The 18,062-nt window shown below is 40.0% G+C and carries 17 protein-coding genes; 7 read left to right on the top strand and 10 right to left on the bottom strand.

The window, feature by feature from the left end:
• Positions 1 to 39 precede the first annotated feature (39 nt).
• The gene (locus DOE51_RS07890; protein ID WP_142695998.1) at positions 40 to 639 is read right to left on the bottom strand and encodes a sugar transferase; all 600 of its coding nucleotides are present in this window, start codon (positions 637 to 639) and stop codon (positions 40 to 42) included.
• Positions 630 to 1,784 carry a DegT/DnrJ/EryC1/StrS aminotransferase family protein gene (locus tag DOE51_RS07885; protein WP_142695997.1) on the bottom strand — a complete coding sequence of 385 codons (1,155 nt, stop codon included), beginning with the start codon at positions 1,782 to 1,784 and terminating at the stop codon, positions 630 to 632. Before DOE51_RS07885 ends, DOE51_RS07890 begins: the two co-directional genes overlap by 10 nt.
• A 153-nt stretch (positions 1,785 to 1,937) precedes the next feature.
• Between DOE51_RS07885 and DOE51_RS07880 the strand changes: the two genes are divergently transcribed.
• The 5 genes from DOE51_RS07880 to DOE51_RS07860 all read left to right on the top strand — a co-directional run bounded on the left by DOE51_RS07880 (position 1,938) and on the right by DOE51_RS07860 (position 7,319).
• Complete coding sequence (locus tag DOE51_RS07880; protein WP_142695996.1) at positions 1,938 to 3,176, top strand: glycosyltransferase family 4 protein; 1,239 nt, start codon at positions 1,938 to 1,940, stop codon at positions 3,174 to 3,176.
• Positions 3,173 to 4,237, top strand: coding sequence for a non-hydrolyzing UDP-N-acetylglucosamine 2-epimerase (wecB, locus tag DOE51_RS07875; RefSeq protein ID WP_142695995.1), 1,065 nt, complete (start codon positions 3,173 to 3,175; stop codon positions 4,235 to 4,237). Before DOE51_RS07880 ends, wecB begins: the two co-directional genes overlap by 4 nt.
• Positions 4,238 to 4,331: 94 nt before the next feature.
• Positions 4,332 to 4,976: a class I SAM-dependent methyltransferase gene (locus tag DOE51_RS07870; protein WP_168196408.1), complete on the top strand. Its 645-nt coding sequence runs from the start codon at positions 4,332 to 4,334 to the stop codon at positions 4,974 to 4,976.
• A complete protein-coding gene (locus DOE51_RS07865) occupies positions 4,969 to 6,282 on the top strand; it encodes an oligosaccharide flippase family protein (RefSeq protein WP_142695993.1) in 1,314 nt (437 codons plus the stop codon). The genes DOE51_RS07870 and DOE51_RS07865 overlap by 8 nt, the downstream gene beginning before the upstream one ends.
• Positions 6,279 to 7,319: a methionyl-tRNA formyltransferase gene (locus DOE51_RS07860; RefSeq protein WP_142695992.1), complete on the top strand. Its 1,041-nt coding sequence runs from the start codon at positions 6,279 to 6,281 to the stop codon at positions 7,317 to 7,319. Before DOE51_RS07865 ends, DOE51_RS07860 begins: the two co-directional genes overlap by 4 nt.
• On the opposite strand, the gene DOE51_RS07855 is transcribed toward DOE51_RS07860, so the two are convergent.
• Genes DOE51_RS07855 through DOE51_RS07835 form a run of 5 tightly spaced genes read right to left on the bottom strand, consistent with a single transcriptional unit; the run spans position 7,311 to position 12,391 of the window.
• A complete protein-coding gene (locus DOE51_RS07855; protein ID WP_142695991.1) occupies positions 7,311 to 8,360 on the bottom strand; it encodes a glycosyltransferase in 1,050 nt (349 codons plus the stop codon). The two genes, DOE51_RS07860 and DOE51_RS07855, sit on opposite strands and share 9 nt — an antisense overlap.
• Positions 8,344 to 9,567 (bottom strand): glycosyltransferase family 4 protein, encoded by a 1,224-nt coding sequence (locus DOE51_RS07850; protein ID WP_142695990.1) that lies wholly within the window; start codon positions 9,565 to 9,567, stop codon positions 8,344 to 8,346. The genes DOE51_RS07855 and DOE51_RS07850 overlap by 17 nt, the downstream gene beginning before the upstream one ends.
• A gap of 42 nt (positions 9,568 to 9,609) precedes the next feature.
• Positions 9,610 to 10,194, bottom strand: coding sequence for an acyltransferase (locus DOE51_RS07845; protein ID WP_142695989.1), 585 nt, complete (start codon positions 10,192 to 10,194; stop codon positions 9,610 to 9,612).
• A complete protein-coding gene (locus DOE51_RS07840) occupies positions 10,194 to 11,081 on the bottom strand; it encodes a Gfo/Idh/MocA family protein (protein ID WP_142695988.1) in 888 nt (295 codons plus the stop codon). The genes DOE51_RS07845 and DOE51_RS07840 overlap by 1 nt, the downstream gene beginning before the upstream one ends.
• A gap of 2 nt (positions 11,082 to 11,083) precedes the next feature.
• Entirely contained in the window at positions 11,084 to 12,391 is a 1,308-nt protein-coding gene (locus DOE51_RS07835; protein ID WP_142695987.1) for a nucleotide sugar dehydrogenase, read from the bottom strand.
• A 172-nt stretch (positions 12,392 to 12,563) separates the two neighbouring features.
• On the opposite strand from DOE51_RS07835, the gene DOE51_RS07830 reads away from it, so the two are divergent.
• On the top strand, positions 12,564 to 13,799 hold the full coding sequence (locus tag DOE51_RS07830) for an O-antigen ligase (RefSeq protein ID WP_168196407.1): 1,236 nt from the start codon (positions 12,564 to 12,566) through the stop codon (positions 13,797 to 13,799).
• On the opposite strand, the gene DOE51_RS07825 is transcribed toward DOE51_RS07830, so the two are convergent.
• Entirely contained in the window at positions 13,775 to 14,938 is a 1,164-nt protein-coding gene (locus DOE51_RS07825) for a glycosyltransferase (protein ID WP_168196406.1), read from the bottom strand. The genes DOE51_RS07830 and DOE51_RS07825 overlap by 25 nt on opposite strands.
• 183 nt (positions 14,939 to 15,121) lie before the next feature.
• Here DOE51_RS07825 and DOE51_RS07820 point away from each other — a divergent pair, with 183 nt between their 5' ends.
• Positions 15,122 to 16,171, top strand: coding sequence for an acyltransferase (locus DOE51_RS07820; protein WP_142695984.1), 1,050 nt, complete (start codon positions 15,122 to 15,124; stop codon positions 16,169 to 16,171).
• Here the strand turns inward: DOE51_RS07820 and rfbG are convergent.
• Positions 16,168 to 17,184 carry a CDP-glucose 4,6-dehydratase gene (rfbG, locus tag DOE51_RS07815; RefSeq protein ID WP_142695983.1) on the bottom strand — a complete coding sequence of 339 codons (1,017 nt, stop codon included), beginning with the start codon at positions 17,182 to 17,184 and terminating at the stop codon, positions 16,168 to 16,170. The genes DOE51_RS07820 and rfbG overlap by 4 nt on opposite strands.
• A 79-nt stretch (positions 17,185 to 17,263) precedes the next feature.
• Complete coding sequence (locus tag DOE51_RS07810) at positions 17,264 to 17,998, bottom strand: tail fiber protein (protein ID WP_142695982.1); 735 nt, start codon at positions 17,996 to 17,998, stop codon at positions 17,264 to 17,266.
• Positions 17,999 to 18,062: the final 64 nt, after the last annotated feature.

The raw sequence follows: 18,062 nt of genomic DNA, 5'->3' as shown, positions 1-18,062 counted from the left end.
TTCCTAAAGGAACATTTAACCTTTACGGAGCCCTAAAGATCAACTTCCAAATACAATCGCTTTGAGCGTTAGAAAAATAATTTTTAAATCTACAATCAGTGAAGCCGACTCGATATACTTCATTTGGAAACGAAGTTTTTCCGGCAGGACCACTTTAATATAATCCACCTCTGGGTTCGTCGACTTTGCTAAAATTTCATTTTCGTTTTTGAATTCAACAGAAGCCCAATCAGTAATACCGGGCTTTACTGAAAGAATGGCCGTTCTTAAACTTTCGGGATACATTTCAACATAACGCGGCACCTCGGGACGAGGCCCCACCAAACTCATTCTGCCCAGAAAAACATCAATCAACTGTGCAAGTTCATCAATTTTATATTTACGCAAAAATGCACCCGATTGAGTGATTCGACTATCTCCAGCGACAGTAATTTGCAGACCATCGTTTGCCACACTCATCGTTCTGAATTTGTGTATCCAAAACACTCTTCCGTTCAAGCCGACTCTTTGTTGTTTAAAGAATACAGGCCCTTTCGAATCATATTTAATCCAGAGCGCGACAAATAAAAATAACGGCGAAAGAACCAATAAACCTATCGCAGAAAAAGCAAAATCAAAAATGCGCTTTCCTAGCCACATAAAATTTCGCGAACAGTGGCAATAACACGTTTTTGATCTTCGTCAGTCATTTTCGTATAAAGAGGAAGACTGACCGCATCCTTGTATGTATTAAGGGCGTTCGGATAATCTTCGGCTTTAAGGTGATAAGTCTCTTTCCAATAAGGATGTAAATGCAGCGGAATGAAATGCACGCTGCAGCCAATCCCTTGTTCCGCCATTTTAACAATAAACTCATCTCTGGAGATCTTGTCTGTACGCAAACGTAATACAAAGAGATGCCATGCATGCGTGCTATTATCGATTGTCGCAACTGGCGGCATTTCAAGTGGCAAGTCTTTTAATTCATTGAGGTAGATTTTAGCCATTTCTTCGCGGCGTGCTTGGAAACGATCTGACTTCTTCAATTGGTGAATCCCCATCGAAGAAGCAATATCTGTAAGATTGTACTTAAAACCTGGGGCGATGACCTCATAAAACCATGCAGGTTTTGTTGACGTGTAACGATCAAAAGCATCGCGACTAATTCCATGCAAGCGCATGACTTTCATGCGCTTCGCGAGCTCATGATTACGCGTGACGATCATACCACCTTCACCTGTCGTGATTGTTTTTGTGGCATAGAAGGAAAATACCGTGATGTCGGAATCCAACGTCCCGATGAGTTTTCCTTTATAGCGAGTTGGTAAGGAATGAGCTGCGTCTTCAACAATTTTCAAATTGTGCTTACGCGCGATTTGAATAATTGGATCCATATCGCAAGACAAGCCTGCAAAGTGAACTGGAATGATGGCTTTGGTTTTCGCCGTGATCTTTGCTTCAATTTTATTTGGATCAATGTTGAAAGTTTTTGGGTCGATATCAACGAACACAGGATGTGCGCCTAGATAGCGAATGACTTCACCAGTCGCCGTGAAAGTATAAGGCGTAGTTAACACTTCATCGCCAGGGCCAATTCCTAAAGCCTCAAGCGCCAAATGCAATCCCGCAGTCGCTGAATTGACCGAAATACATTCGAGACCACCACCAAGATAAGCCCCAAAATCAGCCTCAAATTGCTTTGTTTTAGGGCCAGTCGTGACCCATCCCGAACGCAATGCGTCCACTACCTCTTGAATTTCCTCTTCACCGATATCAGGAAGAGCGAATGGAAGAAACTTATTCATAATGGAAGAAGCTAAGATGGGTTGACTACATTCGCAACGAAAATTACAACTTTTATCCAAGGTGAACCTAAAAAAGAAGTTCAACAACGGAGTTCAAACAAGAGTTAGCCAATTTCGCAAAAAGCGAGTTAGATAAATACAACAAGGAAGAACGTGCGGATTTTATATATCAACCATTATGCTGGCTCACCATCTTATGGAATGGAGTTTCGTCCCTATTATTTAGCCAAGCGTTGGGTTGAAAATCAAAATCAAGTTACAATCTTGGCTGCATCGCACTCTCATGTTCGAGGTAAACAACCAACCGTCACCGATTCCTTTACAACAGAAAATATTGACGGCATTAATTATGTTTGGTGTAAAACGCCGACATACAAAGAAAATGGAATCAAAAGGTTTGTTAATATCTTAGCATTTGTAGCGCGCGCCTTCCAATTTAGCTTTAAACTAACGTCTATAAAAAAACCGGATGTCGTTATTGCCTCAAGCACTTATCCTTTAGACATTTTCCCAGCTTGGCTCATTGCAAAAAAGGCGAAAGCTAAACTCATCTTTGAAGTTCACGATTTATGGCCGCTTTCACCGATCGAGCTAGGCGGAATGTCAAGAATGCATCCCTTTATTCTATTGATTCAGATGGCTGAAGACTTCGCCTATAAGCATGCCGATCAAGTTGTTTCAATGCTTCCGAAGACTTTGGATTACATGACCTCAAGAGGAATGAGTAAAGAAAAGTTTAATTATATTCCCAATGGAATTGAGCTTCAAGAATGGCTTAACCCAAAACCAGTAACTTCGAATGAGGCTAAGCAAATCACCGCGAAAGTATTGGAATATAAGAACCAAGATTATTTCTCGGTGGCCTACTTGGGTACACATGGGTTGGCGAACTGTCTTGAAAATCTTGTCAATGCAGCGGAGATTTTAAGAAATGAAAAGGTTGTATTCTTCTTCATTGGTCCCGGACCAGAAAAAGAAAGCTTAAAAAGCTTATGCAAAATTAAAGAACTTTCCAATACAGTTTTTTTTGATGCGATTCCAAAACCGGACATTCCATCAATCACTGGTCTTTTCGATGTGAATTATATTGGGTTGAAAAAAGAGCCCCTTTTCCGCTTTGGCATTAGTCCAAACAAAATGATGGATTATATGGCGTCTCGACGTCCAATCATTAATGCTGTCGAAGCTGGCAATAATCCTGTTGCTGAATCAGGATGTGGGCTTAGTGTTCCGGCTGAAAATCCACTGGCTCTCGCAAACGCCATCAAAGAATTGATGAATAACTCGAAAACAGAATTGAGCCAAATGGGTGAATACGGGTTTCAATTTGTATCTAAAGAAAATGACTATAAAAAACTGGCAACTAAATTCTTGCAGGTGATGGAAAAATGAAAATTGTAACCGTTGTCGGCGCTCGGCCACAATTTATTAAGGCGGCGGTCGTTAGCCGCGCATTTTTAAAACACAATCAAATCGAAGAAATTATCATTCACACTGGTCAACATTACGATGCCAATATGAGTGACGTCTTCTTTGAAGAAATGAAAATTCCAAAGCCAAAGTATAACTTAGGAATTTCGGGCCTTAGTCACGGAGCGATGACAGGTGAAATGCTTAAAGGCATTGAAGAAGTTTTGATAAAGGAAAAACCAGACTGGGTTTTGGTATACGGCGATACAAACTCAACTCTAGCCGGAGCTCTAGCCGCATGCAAACTCCATATTAAAATTGCACATGTCGAAGCGGGATTGCGCAGTTTCAATATGGCAATGCCAGAAGAAATCAACCGCATTCTAACAGATCGCATCTCAAATATTCTTTTTTGCCCGACAGAAACCGCCATCAAAAATCTCAAAAATGAGGGCTACGATAACATCAATTCAAAAACTATTAATGTAGGCGATGTGATGTTAGATGCCGCTATCTTTTACTCAAAAATGGCTCCTGATATTACTCCAAAAGAATCGTTTGTCCTAGCGACAATTCATAGAGCAGAAAATACTGACGACGAGCAACGCTTAAAAAACATCTTCCGAGGATTGACTGAGATAGCGAAGAGTACAAAAATCATTTTACCTTTACATCCAAGAACGAAAAAAATTGTGGAAACCTTAAATATTTCCACGACAGGAATAGATATTATTCCTCCCGCGAGTTACTTTGAAATGATTTCTTATTTAAAAGAATGCCAACTTGTGGTCACCGATAGCGGTGGCTTACAAAAAGAAGCATACTTTTTCAAAAAGCAATGCATTACTTTGAGAGATGAAACCGAATGGGTTGAGCTTATCTCATCAGGAACTAACTCACTAGTTGGAAGCAACGTAGATAAAATGCTGAGCGTATTTAACGAAATGAAAAATAGAATCAAACCGCAAAACTTTCCCTCGCTTTACGGCGATGGACTTGCTGGCGAAAAAATTGTTAGAGAGTTGTTAGGTCATCAAAAATAATATGGATAGAGAAATTGTACGAATTAACAATTATTATACGACACGTGATAGCTCGCCATCTTATTGGAGCTCGTTCAATTTTTTTCCTGCTTATATGGCCTACACACAACAACACCATCTTGTTGCTCTTTTTAAAAAGATTGGGATCACTAGCGAGCGAAATTTAGAAAACAAAAAAATCTTAGATGTCGGCGCTGGAAGCGGTGTTTTTTCGTTATTAATGTACAAGCTTGGCGCCACTCCGCAAAACTTTTATGCGTGCGAGCTTAACCCAGTGCGATTCGAAAAATTGCGAGTACTATCTCCCTCTTCGAATAATTACTTAGGCGATTACTGCTCACTACAAAATTCAAATAAATTTGATTTGATATTTCTGAATGCCGTACTCACATCAGTCGTTAATTTTGAAGTTAGAGCAAAGATCATCAAGAAGTGCTTAGACGAACTCGAGGTTGATGGCAGTCTATTTATCTTTGATTACTATAAAAAAGGGTCTCCGTTGAAGAGTGATCATTACCGCGCTCTTGATATTTCCGAAGTCATGCAACATACGACGCAAGGAGACTTCTGCATAAAGAAAAAGCTTAGAATTTATTTAAATTTACGTCTTGGAAAGCTATTGTCATTAGTTCATCTTGATTTCTTAATTCCACTACTCACAACATTTCGTATTTTGAATACGAATGTTGGATATTTGGTAATCACAAAAAAATCATCTGGTTTGAAGCATAATGAGTAATTTAGTACGCAGTTCCGCCATAAATTTTCTTTATAAGATATTCAATCTTTTATTAGCACTAGGAATAATGGCAGTTACGGCACGCCTCGGAACTTACAATCGAGGTGAATATTCTATTTTAATCACAAGCGCACAAATATATATTACCATATTCGCGGGCTTTGGGGCTGCAGCAGCCTATCAAATTTCTCGAGAAGGCAACTTCAATCGTAAATATATCTCCACTTGCCTTTTCTTATCTGGAATCATCGGAAGTATCGTTACATTTCTGACGATTTCAATTTCTTACTTTTTCAAATCACCCCCTTTAGTCAATCTTTGGATCGTCGGGCTCAGTGCTCCCTTTTTAATGATTATTCCGCTACTCAGTGGTGTATATCTCGGATCAGGAAATATGTTCCGAATGAATTTCATCAATTCATTTTCTTCTTCATTCGTACTTATCACGATTTTTCTACTCTACGTTTTTAGGGTAAATGTCACTATAGAAATAATTTTATTTTGCTGGGCCCTCTCGCAAGTGATTTCAGCAGTTTTGTCTATTTATATTTACCTAAAAGAACACAAGTTTGATGGTTGGGATTTCAAGTCACTTATCCCATACCGTGTCTACGCCATCGAAATTGGCATCACTAACATCGTGAGCTTGCTTAATTATAAAATCGATCTATTCCTGGTTCAGTCGTTCTTAGGCCTCAGCCAGGCTGGTGTATATTCCATTTCAATTTCGATCGCTGAAATGCTCTGGTTCATTTCGTCGTCGGTTACAGCTGCCGCGTATTCGCGAATTGGTCGAGATAATAAAGTCGATTCAGGTTTATTTGTTATTCGACTCGTTCATTTAAATTTCCTATGCCTCTTACTCGCGGCACCTATGATTATTATTGGATTTGTGTATACAGTGCCATTTTTATTTGGCAAAGCTTATGAGGAGTCTCTAATACCTTTGTTGATTCTATTGCCTGGCGTATTGCTGTTTGGCGCTGCAAGCACATTGTCTACCTATTTTACAAACCAATTGGGACAACCTAATCTTTCAAGACGTGTCGCCACTTTTTCATTCGCAACAAACTTAATACTTTCACTAATTCTGATCCCAAACTTTCAACTTATTGGTGCTGCTTTTGCCTCTAGCTTTGCATACATCATCGCCATAATTTATGGCCTATTCTTATTCACCAAAAACTCACATGTGTCGTGGGGGATCATTTTACATCCCGACATGGCAATGCTATTACAAGACGTAAACAAAATTGCGATTTCTATTAAAAATATTTTAAGACCTACTAAAAGAACACTGCGATGAAAAATAAAATAAAGCTGGTAGTTTGGGGAGATCATTGGCATCCATTATTTCAATCCTCTCTGGAATTCATCTTAGCCAATAAGATGTCCTCTGTTGAAGTGTGTGCCATTATCACATCCCCGCTTGAAAAAAATCGTACAGGCTGGAGTCGCCCAGTCTTATCTAAAAAAGATCTTTTCAGACGAGCCATAAAGAGAATTTACTCATCGTTAAAGCCTAAAGATAAATCATTCTTAGGAAAATGGGGCACAATTGAGCAGCAGTTAAAACAACGACAAATCCCTCAATATTCACCCACTAAATCAGAATTAACGACCTCTGACTTTACTTCGCTTCTGAAGAACTTAAAGGCAGATTTGTTTTTATTCGTTGCATATACTGAATATGTCCCACCAAAAATATTCAACATCGCACCAGTTTCTCTTAATATACACCCATCCTTATTACCTCACTACCGCGGTTCACATCCGATAGTCTGGGCTCTTAAAAATGGAGAAACCACAATTGGAGTAACTTCATTTAAAATGCATGAAGAACTTGATGCTGGGGATATCTTTGAGGCTAGAAGCTTCGTAATTTCTGACGATCAATCTTTTGATTCGATCATAGAGCAAGCGTGTGTCGAAACCAAAACGCTGGTCGAAAACATAATTACATGTGCATCGAATGATACGCTTAAATTTCATTCTCAAGATCACACTTTGGCAACTAGATACTATCCACCCACGGAGTCCGATTATAAGGTTAACTGGAATACGTGGCATGCTAGCCGTTTTTTCTGGACGGATAAAATATCTCCGGGCTCCATTTGGACAATCGTCAATGGCAATCGAGTTGTTTTAACTCATATTAAAAAACAGCCAGGCGCAGCCGGGGTCCCTGGCAAAATCTTAAAATTTGAGAATGGCAGCGTCTATTTGGCAACTGCAGAAGGCACTATATCTGTAGCTAAAATTGAATCGGGAGTTTGTTTGCGAACAAATGCACAGCGTGTACTCAAACGCTTAGGGTTTTCCGTGGGTGATGTACTACAATAAAGACAAATACAAATGAGCCATTCGGTCCATCTCAATTTGTCTCGAAGCATTTTTAGAAACTAGGTCTCTATTTTTGTCTCCCAAACTTTTGCTGTTTACAGGATCGGCTAATATCTTTTCCAGTGCCTTAGCTAACGCATCGACATCCCCAACAGGCACAATACAATTTTGATCGAAGATCCATTGACGATTTGCTGGCAAATCACTCGCAATTACAGGGAGCCCTGATGCCATAGACTCAAGCAATGACATTGACGTCGCATCGGATGATGGCACCGTCACAGAAACTGTCGATGTTGACAGTAACCTAGCCAGCGAAACTTCATCAAGCTGCCCTACAAATTGTATATCTTTCTCGATTCCTAATTTTTTTGTTAAATTCTGCAACTCTTCATTTAAAGGGCCAAAACCAGCAATAGTTAATTTAATATTATCCGTATTTTGTCTGACCTTAGCGAATGCTTTTATGATTATATCAATATTGTAGTTTTGGTTTAGCCCTCTTAGACTCACAATGTTTCTTACCGGCTCACTAACTTGCTCAGCAGGTTTGAACAAATTTAAATCAACGCCCCATTGTACCTGTTCAAAACGCGCTGAATTTGAATATGTTCTAGTTAAATCCAAAGTATCCAACGAATCTGCAGTAATTAAAGCTGCTTCACCCAAGGCCCATTGAGTTAACACACGTATCATCCTACTTTTAAAAGGCGACACGAGAATATCAGATCCCCAAGCTGTTTGAACTAGTGGCTTTATCCCAGACGCCTTGGCCCAAAATCCGTATGAAGTAATATAATGCCCGTGGACTATGTCAGGCTTAATTTGCTTCATCAAACACCGAATTTCCCAAATTTTTAAAAACCAAGAAAGCTTATTTCTGTTTCCAGATAAAACGATGACCTTAACACCGGGAACGTGCTGAAAGTTTTTTGAAATAAGTACCACTTCAAAACCGCGCTTAGCAATTTCGCTTACCCATCTTTGAGTATGAACACTTTGAGCATCTCCAAAAAAGCAAATTTTAATTTTTTTGGTCATTTGTCAGACTTTCGATTTCATTTTGAAGTAATCTTACACCGACACTTCTATGGTATTGAGCAATCAGATCCCAATTTCTTTTCGGCATAGATCCAGTTCTATACGCATCGACAATTTCTCGAAGGCATCTTTTAATACCAGCTAAATCATCACTATTAGAAACCCATCCCGCAGAGCATTTACGAATCAACTCAGCGGCAACATCATCTGGGTCAACTAAACCTAAAATCGGACGATCAATGGCCAGATAGTCAAATAACTTACTGGTATAAATGCCTTTCTGGTCCGTTGTTGGGTGGGTGACAAGTAAAGCATGCATTTGGCTTAATTTTTTTGGCAATTCCTCATAACTAATTCGATCTTGACTTGAAATACGCGCACGTATTTTTTCAGATAAATTTGGCAACGGCTTCTTATTACCAATAACAATCAAATTAATATTTTCATCAAACTCTTCAAGAGCCCGGAGAAAAATATTTAAATTACGATCGCCGTACAAACTACCCGCATATCCAATATTAATGGGAGTAATACTTAGAGCATTCAAGTTCTTTAAAGGTGAAAAATCGTATCCATTTGTTATTCTAACCCAATTAGCATGAACTTTATCGGGTTTCATTTTACTAATTTCATCGCCAATAGGATCTGAAACAACGGTTATCAAATCCGTCACGCAGAGGGAATCAGCCAACTTTCTTTCCGCATGCTTTCTAGAAAATGTATTTAGCGTATCCCAACTTAAGTGATCTCTAAAATCACTAATCCACTTTAATTCAGGAAATTCATTCTTTATCTTTTCTGCTGCCAATAACGGTCCGATTTCAGGATATGTCGACATCAAGTAAGAAAAATCACCTTCTTGAACCAGCCTGCGCCCTAAATGCGCCACCTTTTGAATCGAATCACTTTCGCGATTCCAAATAAAATATTGAAACAGTCGATTATAAGCAGCTTTTAAAAAATGGACTAGACGAGGCTCTTTACCGGTAAAAGTTTGCAATTTGAAACATGAACTATCGTTAATATAATGAACGGAAATACCGTTTATATCTTGAACACTATCTTTATAGTCCGAACCCATAACAATTACTTCAAAACTAAATTTTTCTTTATCAAAATACTTAACCCAACTTCCTGTTCTTAAGGCAGCAACACTTTTCGATGGGGAAAAATAATTAGTTATTAGAAGAATTTTTTTTTGAGTCATTATTTCACGTCAAATATTTTTCTTTAAATGTTCGGTGGGCAATTACGACTTTTCATCGACAACCAAAACATGTCCTTGCAATGAATAAGTGATTTTTTGATTTGGACAAACCCACTCACCTTCTCCTTCAGTTGGCAAGGGGATGCGCTCTCCGTACTTCGACATCCAACCAATTTGCTTTGCCGGAACTCCCGCCATCAAAGCGTAAGGCTTCACGTCCTTGGTAATAACTGCGCCTGCAGCGATGAAACAATATTCACCAAGAGTTACGCCACATACTATCGTTGCATTCGCTCCGATAGTAGAACCCTTCTTAACAAAAGTATTTAGATACTCATCCTTACGAACAACTGCAGCGCGTGGGTTGATGACATTGGTAAAAACCATACTTGGCCCACAGAAAACGTCGTCTTCCATGAAGACATTGTCGTATACCGAGACATTGTTTTGAATTTTGCAGTTATTACCGATGACAACATTATTGCCGACAAAAACATTCTGACCGAAAGAGCACTTGGCACCGATTTTTGCCTTAGGGCTTATGTGAACCCAATGCCAGATTCTGCAGTCGTTTCCGATCTGCGCACCTTCATCAACGATTGCAGTTTCATGTTTAAAGTAATCCATTACTGTTCTCGAATCATTTCAACAATCTCAATGGCAGCCCGAGCAGCTGAAAGTCCATAACCTTTTCCACCTAAGACGTCCGTGTAAACACGTTTATGAAGCTCTGTGAAACCTTCAGAAAATTCAAACTCTTCGCCGTCAATTTTAATGGATCTAAATGTTGTCTTCCCGCTTTTCACTGCCTCTGGTGGCAGATGAGATCTATCGATAGTCAGACTCCAATTGATATGAGCTTTTTCTAAAACTAACTCACCTGATTCGAAGCTTGAGCTTTTCTTGTTAATTTTTACTTCTTTCGGGTTACCAAAAATCCAAGTCAGCATATCGAAGAAATGAACACCAATATTTGTTGAGAGGCCTCCCGACTTCTTAACATCACCCTTCCAAGACTCATGATACCACTGTCCACGTGAAGTTATATAAACTAGGTCAACCTTATGATTGCCCTTCTTTTCTGAATCGATCTTCTTCTTCAAGGCTAGAATCGCATCATGCACACGTAGCTGCAAAACAGTGTAAACCTTGCGATCGTACTTTTTTTCATAATTCAAAAGATCATCAATATCTTTCGTATGAAGCACCAATGGCTTTTCACAAATGGCGTGAGCACCGTGGCTCAATGCAAACTTAATATGAGAAGCATGCATGTAGTTCGGCGTACAGATGGAAACGTAATCAATCTGTTGGTTAGAGCCCTTCAACGAGTCGACGTAAGACTCAAATCTTTCGAAGTCAGTAAAAAACTGACAGTCTGGGAAATAACGATCCATGATTCCTACAGAGTCATTATGGTCATACGCAGCTACAAGATTATGGCCTAAGTCTTTAATGGCTTCTAAATGCCTTGGGGCAATATAGCCACCAACACCAATAATCGCAAAATTCATAGCTAAGCCTTCACCAAATTGGCAGACGTCTTGCGATACTTCCCACGAGTATCAACAACCAACTTCGCATTTTTCAAAATCATATCGTAATTGAATTTGTCGTGATCCGTCGTCAAAACAACGCAGTCATAACTTGCAATGACCTGTTCATTCAGGTCTACGCTCTTTAAGTTGAATGAATGCTCACGCATTTTCGGAAATACCGGAACATGCGGATCTGAGTAATCTACGATCGCACCATCATCACGCAACTTCTCCATCAAAAACACTGACGGAGACTCTCGCATATCATCAATATTCTTTTTATAAGAGATTCCTAACACTAAAACTTTGGCACCTTTAACTGACTTCTCTCTATCGTTCAAAGCTAGTGCAATTTTCTTCATTACATAGCTTGGCATGGCACTATTGATCTCGCCAGCAAGCTCAATAAATCTTGTGTGGATACCGTATTCACGTGCTTTCCAAGTTAAGTAGAATGGATCGATTGGGATACAGTGACCACCGATGCCAGGTCCTGGGCGATATGCAACGAATCCAAAAGGCTTTGTTGCAGCAGCATCGATGACTTCGTGGATATCAATTCCCATCTTATCAGCAACTATCTTCATTTCATTCACAAGACCGATATTCACCGCTCTGTGAATGTTCTCAAGAAGCTTTGTCATCTCGGCGGCTTTTGTTGAAGTCACCGGCACAACTTTGTCGATAACTGCTCCGTAAAGCGCGACACCCGCCTGCAAGCAAGCTTCAGTGTGACCACCGACCACTTTGGGAATTGTATGAGTTGTAAAATCGGGGTTACCTGGATCTTCACGCTCCGGTGAAAACACCAGGAAGAAATCTTCACCAATTTTAAATCCACGCGATTCAACTCTTGGCTTAAGTTCTTCATCCGTAGTTCCAGGATAAGTCGTACTCTCTAGTGAAAGGAGTTGTCCTTTTCTCATGTGTGGAACAATTGAATCCGTGGTGTCCAACACAAAACTCAAATCTGGTTCTCTATATTTATTTAAAGGAGTTGGGACGCATAGAATGATGGCGTCCACTTCACCAATGCGTTTGAAATCTGTCGTCGCGGAAAAACCAGCGCGGGCTGCTTTCGCTACTGCTGCTGTCGGAATGTGCTCGATGTAACTTTGCCCATCGTGAATTTTGGAAATTTTATTTTGATCAATGTCGAATCCAAGAACTGGAAGTCCCATCTCAGAAAATCGCAAAGCTAATGGAAGTCCAACGTAGCCAAGTCCGACAATGCCGACTTTAAGTTCTTTATCTAAAACCTTTTTTCTAAATGTATCTAAGAGCACGTCTGCCTCCGCTAGTACGCCAAAATGCAAGAAATAGTATGACGAGCCTTCTCAAGTTGCAAACGACACATCTATAGAACCTTCATTTGGCGTCCTAAATTCCGCGATGTGCCAGATTCAATCGGAATTAGAAGTGGACTTCCTCGAGCATTTCCTCCAATCTAAATCGGATTTGAACACATTTTTACATCGATTTTCATCTTGGAATTTGCTTTTCATTTTGGCTATAGCCCTAAATGTAGTGGCCTATCTTCAGGTCGACATCATCTATGTGCTAGTTTTTCTAGCAGGCGCCTGCCTAACACTTCGCAACAACAGGTCATTTACACTGAGACCTTTTGAACTCAATGGCTCTGCTTGGAATATTCTTATCATGATCTGGGTTGCCGCAAATATCACCGGCTTATTCGCGAGCGGATCTTTCACCAACAGAGGCTGGCACGACACTCTAGATCTCAGATGGATCCTATCTTTTTTTGCATGTGTATATCTCGGTAAATCGGTTTCCAATATCAAACTGTTGTTGAAGCTTCTTGGTGGAGTTTCCACACTCGTCTTAGGCGCTTCCATCCTGTGGTACCTAAAGCATCCTAATGTATTCGGAAGAATCAGCGGCTTTTACTCGAATCCAAATGATTTTGCGTTGGCTGTTCTATTTTTATGGGCGTTTTTCTTTGGTTGGTTTGCTTCCGCGCTAAATGACTTAAAATCAAACGCTTGGATGCTTGCCCCTCTTGCGTTCATGACAGTCATCATTTACGAGACTTATACAAGAGGTGCCTGGCTTGCCATGCTAGTGGTGATTGCATTTATCACTCTCATAGGGAAAACCAAAAGACTCTTAACCGTATCGGCTATCTCGCTCTTTGGGATCATCTTGATTTACGCTTTTAACTTGTTCCAATTTAAAGATCGGATTTTGTATTCTTTGAATATTACTGCCGGCAACTCTCAGGCACTACGACTCATGATCTGGAAGGTCAGCGTAGCTATTTTTAAGGATTTCCCAACGTTTGGAGTCGGGTTCACTGAAAATAGATACTTGTTTCCTGCCTACTATAAAAATTTAGGCTTCGAGGGTCAGGAAATGCTTCTTCACTCTCACAACATGTATCTACAAATTCTAAATGATAGTGGACTCGTAGGATTTTTAGCGTTCTGTGGAGTTTTGATCACGGCGCTAACTTACTTTTATCGTGTGTTTAATAAATCTAAGAATGTTGAAAGCCGCTCCATGGCGCTTGCGGGACTAGCGATACTAATTGCCTTCATGACAGGATCACTCGTAGATTGCCCATTGCTTTCCACTGGCCCCCGCAACTACCTATTTTTGCTAGTGGGACTGTCTGTAGGTTATTGCCTGCAACATGATTCAGAGATTTGTCACAAAGAATCTATTATTTCATAAAATTCTGGAAGAATTCGTTCTTTCGAAAAATAAGACGCTCTTTCCAATGATTTCAGTTCGTATCTTTGCTTCAATGAAGCTTTGCTCTCAAGCTCAATAATTTTTTCAGCGAGATTCCGGTCATCTCCAACTTTGATTAAAATTCCAAACTCACCATTTTTTAAAACTTCAGCGGGCCCCACTGGACAGTCAGTTGCAATGACAGCTTTACCTAACGTCATCGCCTCGACCATCACAAGGCCGAAACCTTCAGTAATTGCTGAATGTATAAAACCTTGCGAATGCTTCATCCAAACATAGGGATTTCTTTTCATCCCGACGAGAGACACACAGCCTTGAAGACTAAGGTCTTCAAGCGACCGTTCTAGTTTTTTTCGGTCCGTACCATCGCCTACAACGACGAGTTTAAGGTTAAAATTTTTCTCCTTAAGAATTTTAAAAGCCTTAAAAACCGTCACAAAATCTTTTTCCGGAACAAATCGCGCAACGGCGACGTAGTATTTCTGCCCAATCAATTTTTGCTCTAAAGCAGTAAGCTCGGAAAAATCATCCGCTTCCGAGCGAATTTTTTCATAATTGATTGGAGTATATACGGTACGAACACGATTTGAGACTCTAGGAAAAAAGTCCTTAATGTGCTCTTCTAAGACATGACTTACAGTGATCAACTGATCAAATGGCAAAATACGTCGATAAAACTTTCGAAGGTCGCCTTTACTCCATTTCGTGCAGGGACCATGCACCCAGTACACAAGTTTGTATTGCTTGCGGAAAAACGGAAGATACTTTGGATACGTCAACGTAAAGCCAATCAAACAATCGGCTTTAGGTAAAGTTGAAAGCACTTCTTTGATTCTCAATATTTTATCAAACTTCTCTGAACGACATCTCAAGAAATTCCAAAACAAAGAGTTATACTTTTGAGGAAAATTTGAGTTTTCAGGAAATAAAGTTCGGACAGCCACATTTTTTGGAATCTGAGAGAAAAGATGATTGTCTGAAGACGGAGATCGCTCCAAAACAAGCGATAGTTGGTACTTATTCGGGTCAATACTGGTTAGGAAATCAATCTGCGCTTGCGCAGCTCCTCCAGATTCTAAATGTTCACAGAAAAACACTAAATGCTTTTTTTGACCCACAAAACTCACCTAACAAATTCACAAAAACATCTTTCAACAATCATCAAGCTTTAGATCAACAGTTTCAAGGTCGTTTTGCATCAAATTATCAAAAAGTTTCATCAACTTACCTGTCTAAATTTCTTGCAATCCACTCTTGCACCTGAGAAAAGTTTGACCAGGAATCCCAGGAGCCGTGCCACAATGACAAATCGGAGATTACCAGAACTAGATATTCTACGGGTTTTAGCCGCGAGCTTCGTGATGCTTTATCATTTTACCTTTCGTGAACCTGTGATGAATCAGATTCCTACGGTGACCTTTCCAATTATAGGTACTCTGACTCGATACGGTTTCTTAGGCGTCCAATTATTCTTCATAATCAGCGGATTTGTGATATTGATGTCCGCCGAAAAAGGCACAGCGACTGACTTTATTAAAAATAGAGCGCAGCGCATTTACCCTACTTTTTGGATCTGTTGCACAATTACGTTCTTTGCCTGCCTTCTTTGGGGCGCTCCCGTCTTTACGCCGACATGGTACCAGTATTTTGTTAACATGACATTGATGACGGATTTTATTCGGGAATACGCAATTGATGGCGCTTATTGGTCTATTTTCGTCGAAATTAAATTTTATCTTCTTATTTATTTAATTTTACTTTGCAAAAAAATTCTTAAAATCGAATTGATTTATTTCTTCTGGATCGGCGCAATTGGTTTGTTTTCAATTTTGCCGGGTGATCACAAGATGACTCAGGAATTCTTGCTGGCGCACTATGCACCTTATTTTGCTATCGGTTCCATTTTTTATTTATGGTGGCAAAAAAGGGCTTCTGTAATTTCATATTTAACTTTTGCAATTGCTTACGCCGTAGCTGTTTATAATACAAACTATGAAGTTTTTGTTTTGAACCGCGATTACCATCAAGAGTATTTCTCTATCTGGGTTTATAATATAATAATCGCGTCCTTCGTCGTTTCTATGTTCTTAATCTTAACAGATAAAATAAAGATTAAAGGATCAAAAACGATCACCCAACTTGGACTCTTAACTTATCCTCTTTATTTGATTCATCAAAATATTGGCGTTCTATTAATGAAGAGCCTACCAATAGAAATGTCCGGAACGTTGATAGTTGCACTAGCTTGCATTCTAGCTATTGCAATTGCTTGGGTTGTACTTGTTTCTGAAAAGCACATCATGCAGAGGATTTTTTCTTATAAAAAACAGACCTCTGCAACTATTGCTTAATTAACTTTACTATCAAATCTTTTAAACCACTGCGCAGTCCTTCGAACGGACTGCTCACTATTAAATTGTGGGCGCCAACCAAGAAACTCCTGTGCTTTCGAACAATCCAGCCCACTATGAAAGGAAGGGCTGCCACTATTTTCAACTGGTTTAGCGGGAACTCCAGAGTACTCACTAATGAAATAGGATTTTGCCTGCGCAACACTTGCTAGTCCATCCGCATTTACCCCAAAGTTCCAAGCACCAACAACTTTAGGTCCTCTTTCAAGCAACGATTGTCCTAACAATGCAAGTCCGTTAACAGCGTCATCTACATGCAGCCAAGGACGAATCGAGTCGGGATTCTTCAATGGCAAATCCACACCAGCTCGACATGACTGAGCTAGTTGGTGTATTAAACTCTCTGCAGAAAAATCACCACCACCAATTATTCCACCAAGTCGCGCTGTCGCTATTGCAACCTTATGCTTGTTATATTTTTCAGGAGAAAAAATACCATTTAAGTAGGATTCGACTATCAATTCGCAACAAGCTTTAGCAGCAGATGCGGGCGCATTTCCACCCAATGGATCGTTTTCGGAAAACGACATCGACGTGTCAGAAGAACGATATACTTTATCAGAACTTAAAATCACCACGGCACGGACAGTGGCTGTTTCTCGTAAAGCTTCTAATAAATTGACTGTTCCCAAAACCTGGCTCGAGTACACTTCAGAAACTTTATTCCAAGAGTCCTTTAAGCCTCCCCCACCTGATAAATGAAAAACGATATCCGTCTGTGAGTACTGAAGGGCGAACTTGAGCGCGTCACTATCTCGAATATCAGAAAATGTTGAAGTCATCCCTTGAGCCACATTTTCAACTTCAAAATAATTAGGGGTTGTCGTTGGAGACAGGCTATAGCCAAAGACAACCGCCCCACATCGTTGTAGATGAAGTGCTAAGTGACTGCCTAAAAAGCCGGAGTGGCCAGTAATAAAAACCTTCTTCTGAAACCAAAAATTTTGAGCCATGATACAAGATATCTTGATGACTATTTTTGGTCATGAGAAAAAATCGCCGCAAAATTAATTTACGGCGATGATCAATTCATTAAAGTTTAATGATATAATGAACTGCAACGTTCTTAGGACGCGTTTCATTTGATGTTCTTGGCGTACCGTGAGTCCCATCAGAGCGTGGATCTGAAACTTGAATAGATGAATTCGTTTGGTATCCAGACGAATTGTTCGTATTCGTAGCGCCCGCAATATTTCCCGTTCCGCCAGTATAGTTAGAGGAATTATGCCAGTGGCCTTGGAATGCATCGTCTTCTACGGAACCAAGAAGGCTTGTCGATGAACCACCATTTTCCCAATAACGAGGCCCTGGATCTCTGCTTTGACCTGATGTTGTATCCGCTCCACGCATAAAACGACCACGCATATCCGGAAGATTGAATGTAGTGCTACCATCACCATTACCAAATGTCGTACCAATGGCTGCAAATAACAGCGCATAATCACCAGTTCTAGGCACGGCTGAGCCGTCAGCAAATACAAATCCATCTGGAGGTGTAGCACCAGCATAAGGAAGGATCACGCCTGACGGAATGATTGATTGACCAGCCGATAGCAAAACCCATCTGTCGCCGTTATGACCGAAAAATTGAGGTGATGTGCCTGCCGTATCTAAAATGATCTCGCCACGCTCAGGATGAGGAATATTTTCTTGTCCTTTAATTTCCGGCGCAACAAAATGAAGTCCCATCGTTTGAAGGTCATTTTTATAAGTAAAACCTGCAGCGGCCAATCCAATAGCCACAATAACAATTATTTTGTTTCTCATGTACACTCCTTTGTGTTTATGTCGACAAAGTATGCCACTCGAAAAAATAAAAACAAAATTTAAT

This window comes from Bdellovibrio sp. NC01 (genome assembly GCF_006874625.1).
Classification (GTDB): domain Bacteria; phylum Bdellovibrionota; class Bdellovibrionia; order Bdellovibrionales; family Bdellovibrionaceae; genus Bdellovibrio.
This window is presented reverse-complemented; position numbering and strand designations above follow the sequence as displayed.

What these genes read in the sequence shown, in the direction of transcription:
- DOE51_RS07850 (WP_142695990.1), bottom strand. Translation starts at nt 9,567, where the DNA reads ATGACTCAAAAAAAAATTCTTCTAATAACTAATTATTTTTCCCCATCG.
- DOE51_RS07890 (WP_142695998.1), bottom strand. Translation starts at nt 639, where the DNA reads ATGTGGCTAGGAAAGCGCATTTTTGATTTTGCTTTTTCTGCGATAGGT.
- DOE51_RS07865 (WP_142695993.1), top strand. Translation starts at nt 4,969, where the DNA reads ATGAGTAATTTAGTACGCAGTTCCGCCATAAATTTTCTTTATAAGATA.
- DOE51_RS07855 (WP_142695991.1), bottom strand. Translation starts at nt 8,360, where the DNA reads ATGACCAAAAAAATTAAAATTTGCTTTTTTGGAGATGCTCAAAGTGTT.
- DOE51_RS07885 (WP_142695997.1), bottom strand. Translation starts at nt 1,784, where the DNA reads ATGAATAAGTTTCTTCCATTCGCTCTTCCTGATATCGGTGAAGAGGAA.
- rfbG (WP_142695983.1), bottom strand. Translation starts at nt 17,184, where the DNA reads ATGGCTCAAAATTTTTGGTTTCAGAAGAAGGTTTTTATTACTGGCCAC.
- DOE51_RS07860 (WP_142695992.1), top strand. Translation starts at nt 6,279, where the DNA reads ATGAAAAATAAAATAAAGCTGGTAGTTTGGGGAGATCATTGGCATCCA.
- DOE51_RS07840 (WP_142695988.1), bottom strand. Translation starts at nt 11,081, where the DNA reads ATGAATTTTGCGATTATTGGTGTTGGTGGCTATATTGCCCCAAGGCAT.
- DOE51_RS07845 (WP_142695989.1), bottom strand. Translation starts at nt 10,194, where the DNA reads ATGGATTACTTTAAACATGAAACTGCAATCGTTGATGAAGGTGCGCAG.
- DOE51_RS07810 (WP_142695982.1), bottom strand. Translation starts at nt 17,998, where the DNA reads ATGAGAAACAAAATAATTGTTATTGTGGCTATTGGATTGGCCGCTGCA.
- DOE51_RS07870 (WP_168196408.1), top strand. Translation starts at nt 4,332, where the DNA reads ATGGCCTACACACAACAACACCATCTTGTTGCTCTTTTTAAAAAGATT.
- DOE51_RS07820 (WP_142695984.1), top strand. Translation starts at nt 15,122, where the DNA reads ATGACAAATCGGAGATTACCAGAACTAGATATTCTACGGGTTTTAGCC.
- wecB (WP_142695995.1), top strand. Translation starts at nt 3,173, where the DNA reads ATGAAAATTGTAACCGTTGTCGGCGCTCGGCCACAATTTATTAAGGCG.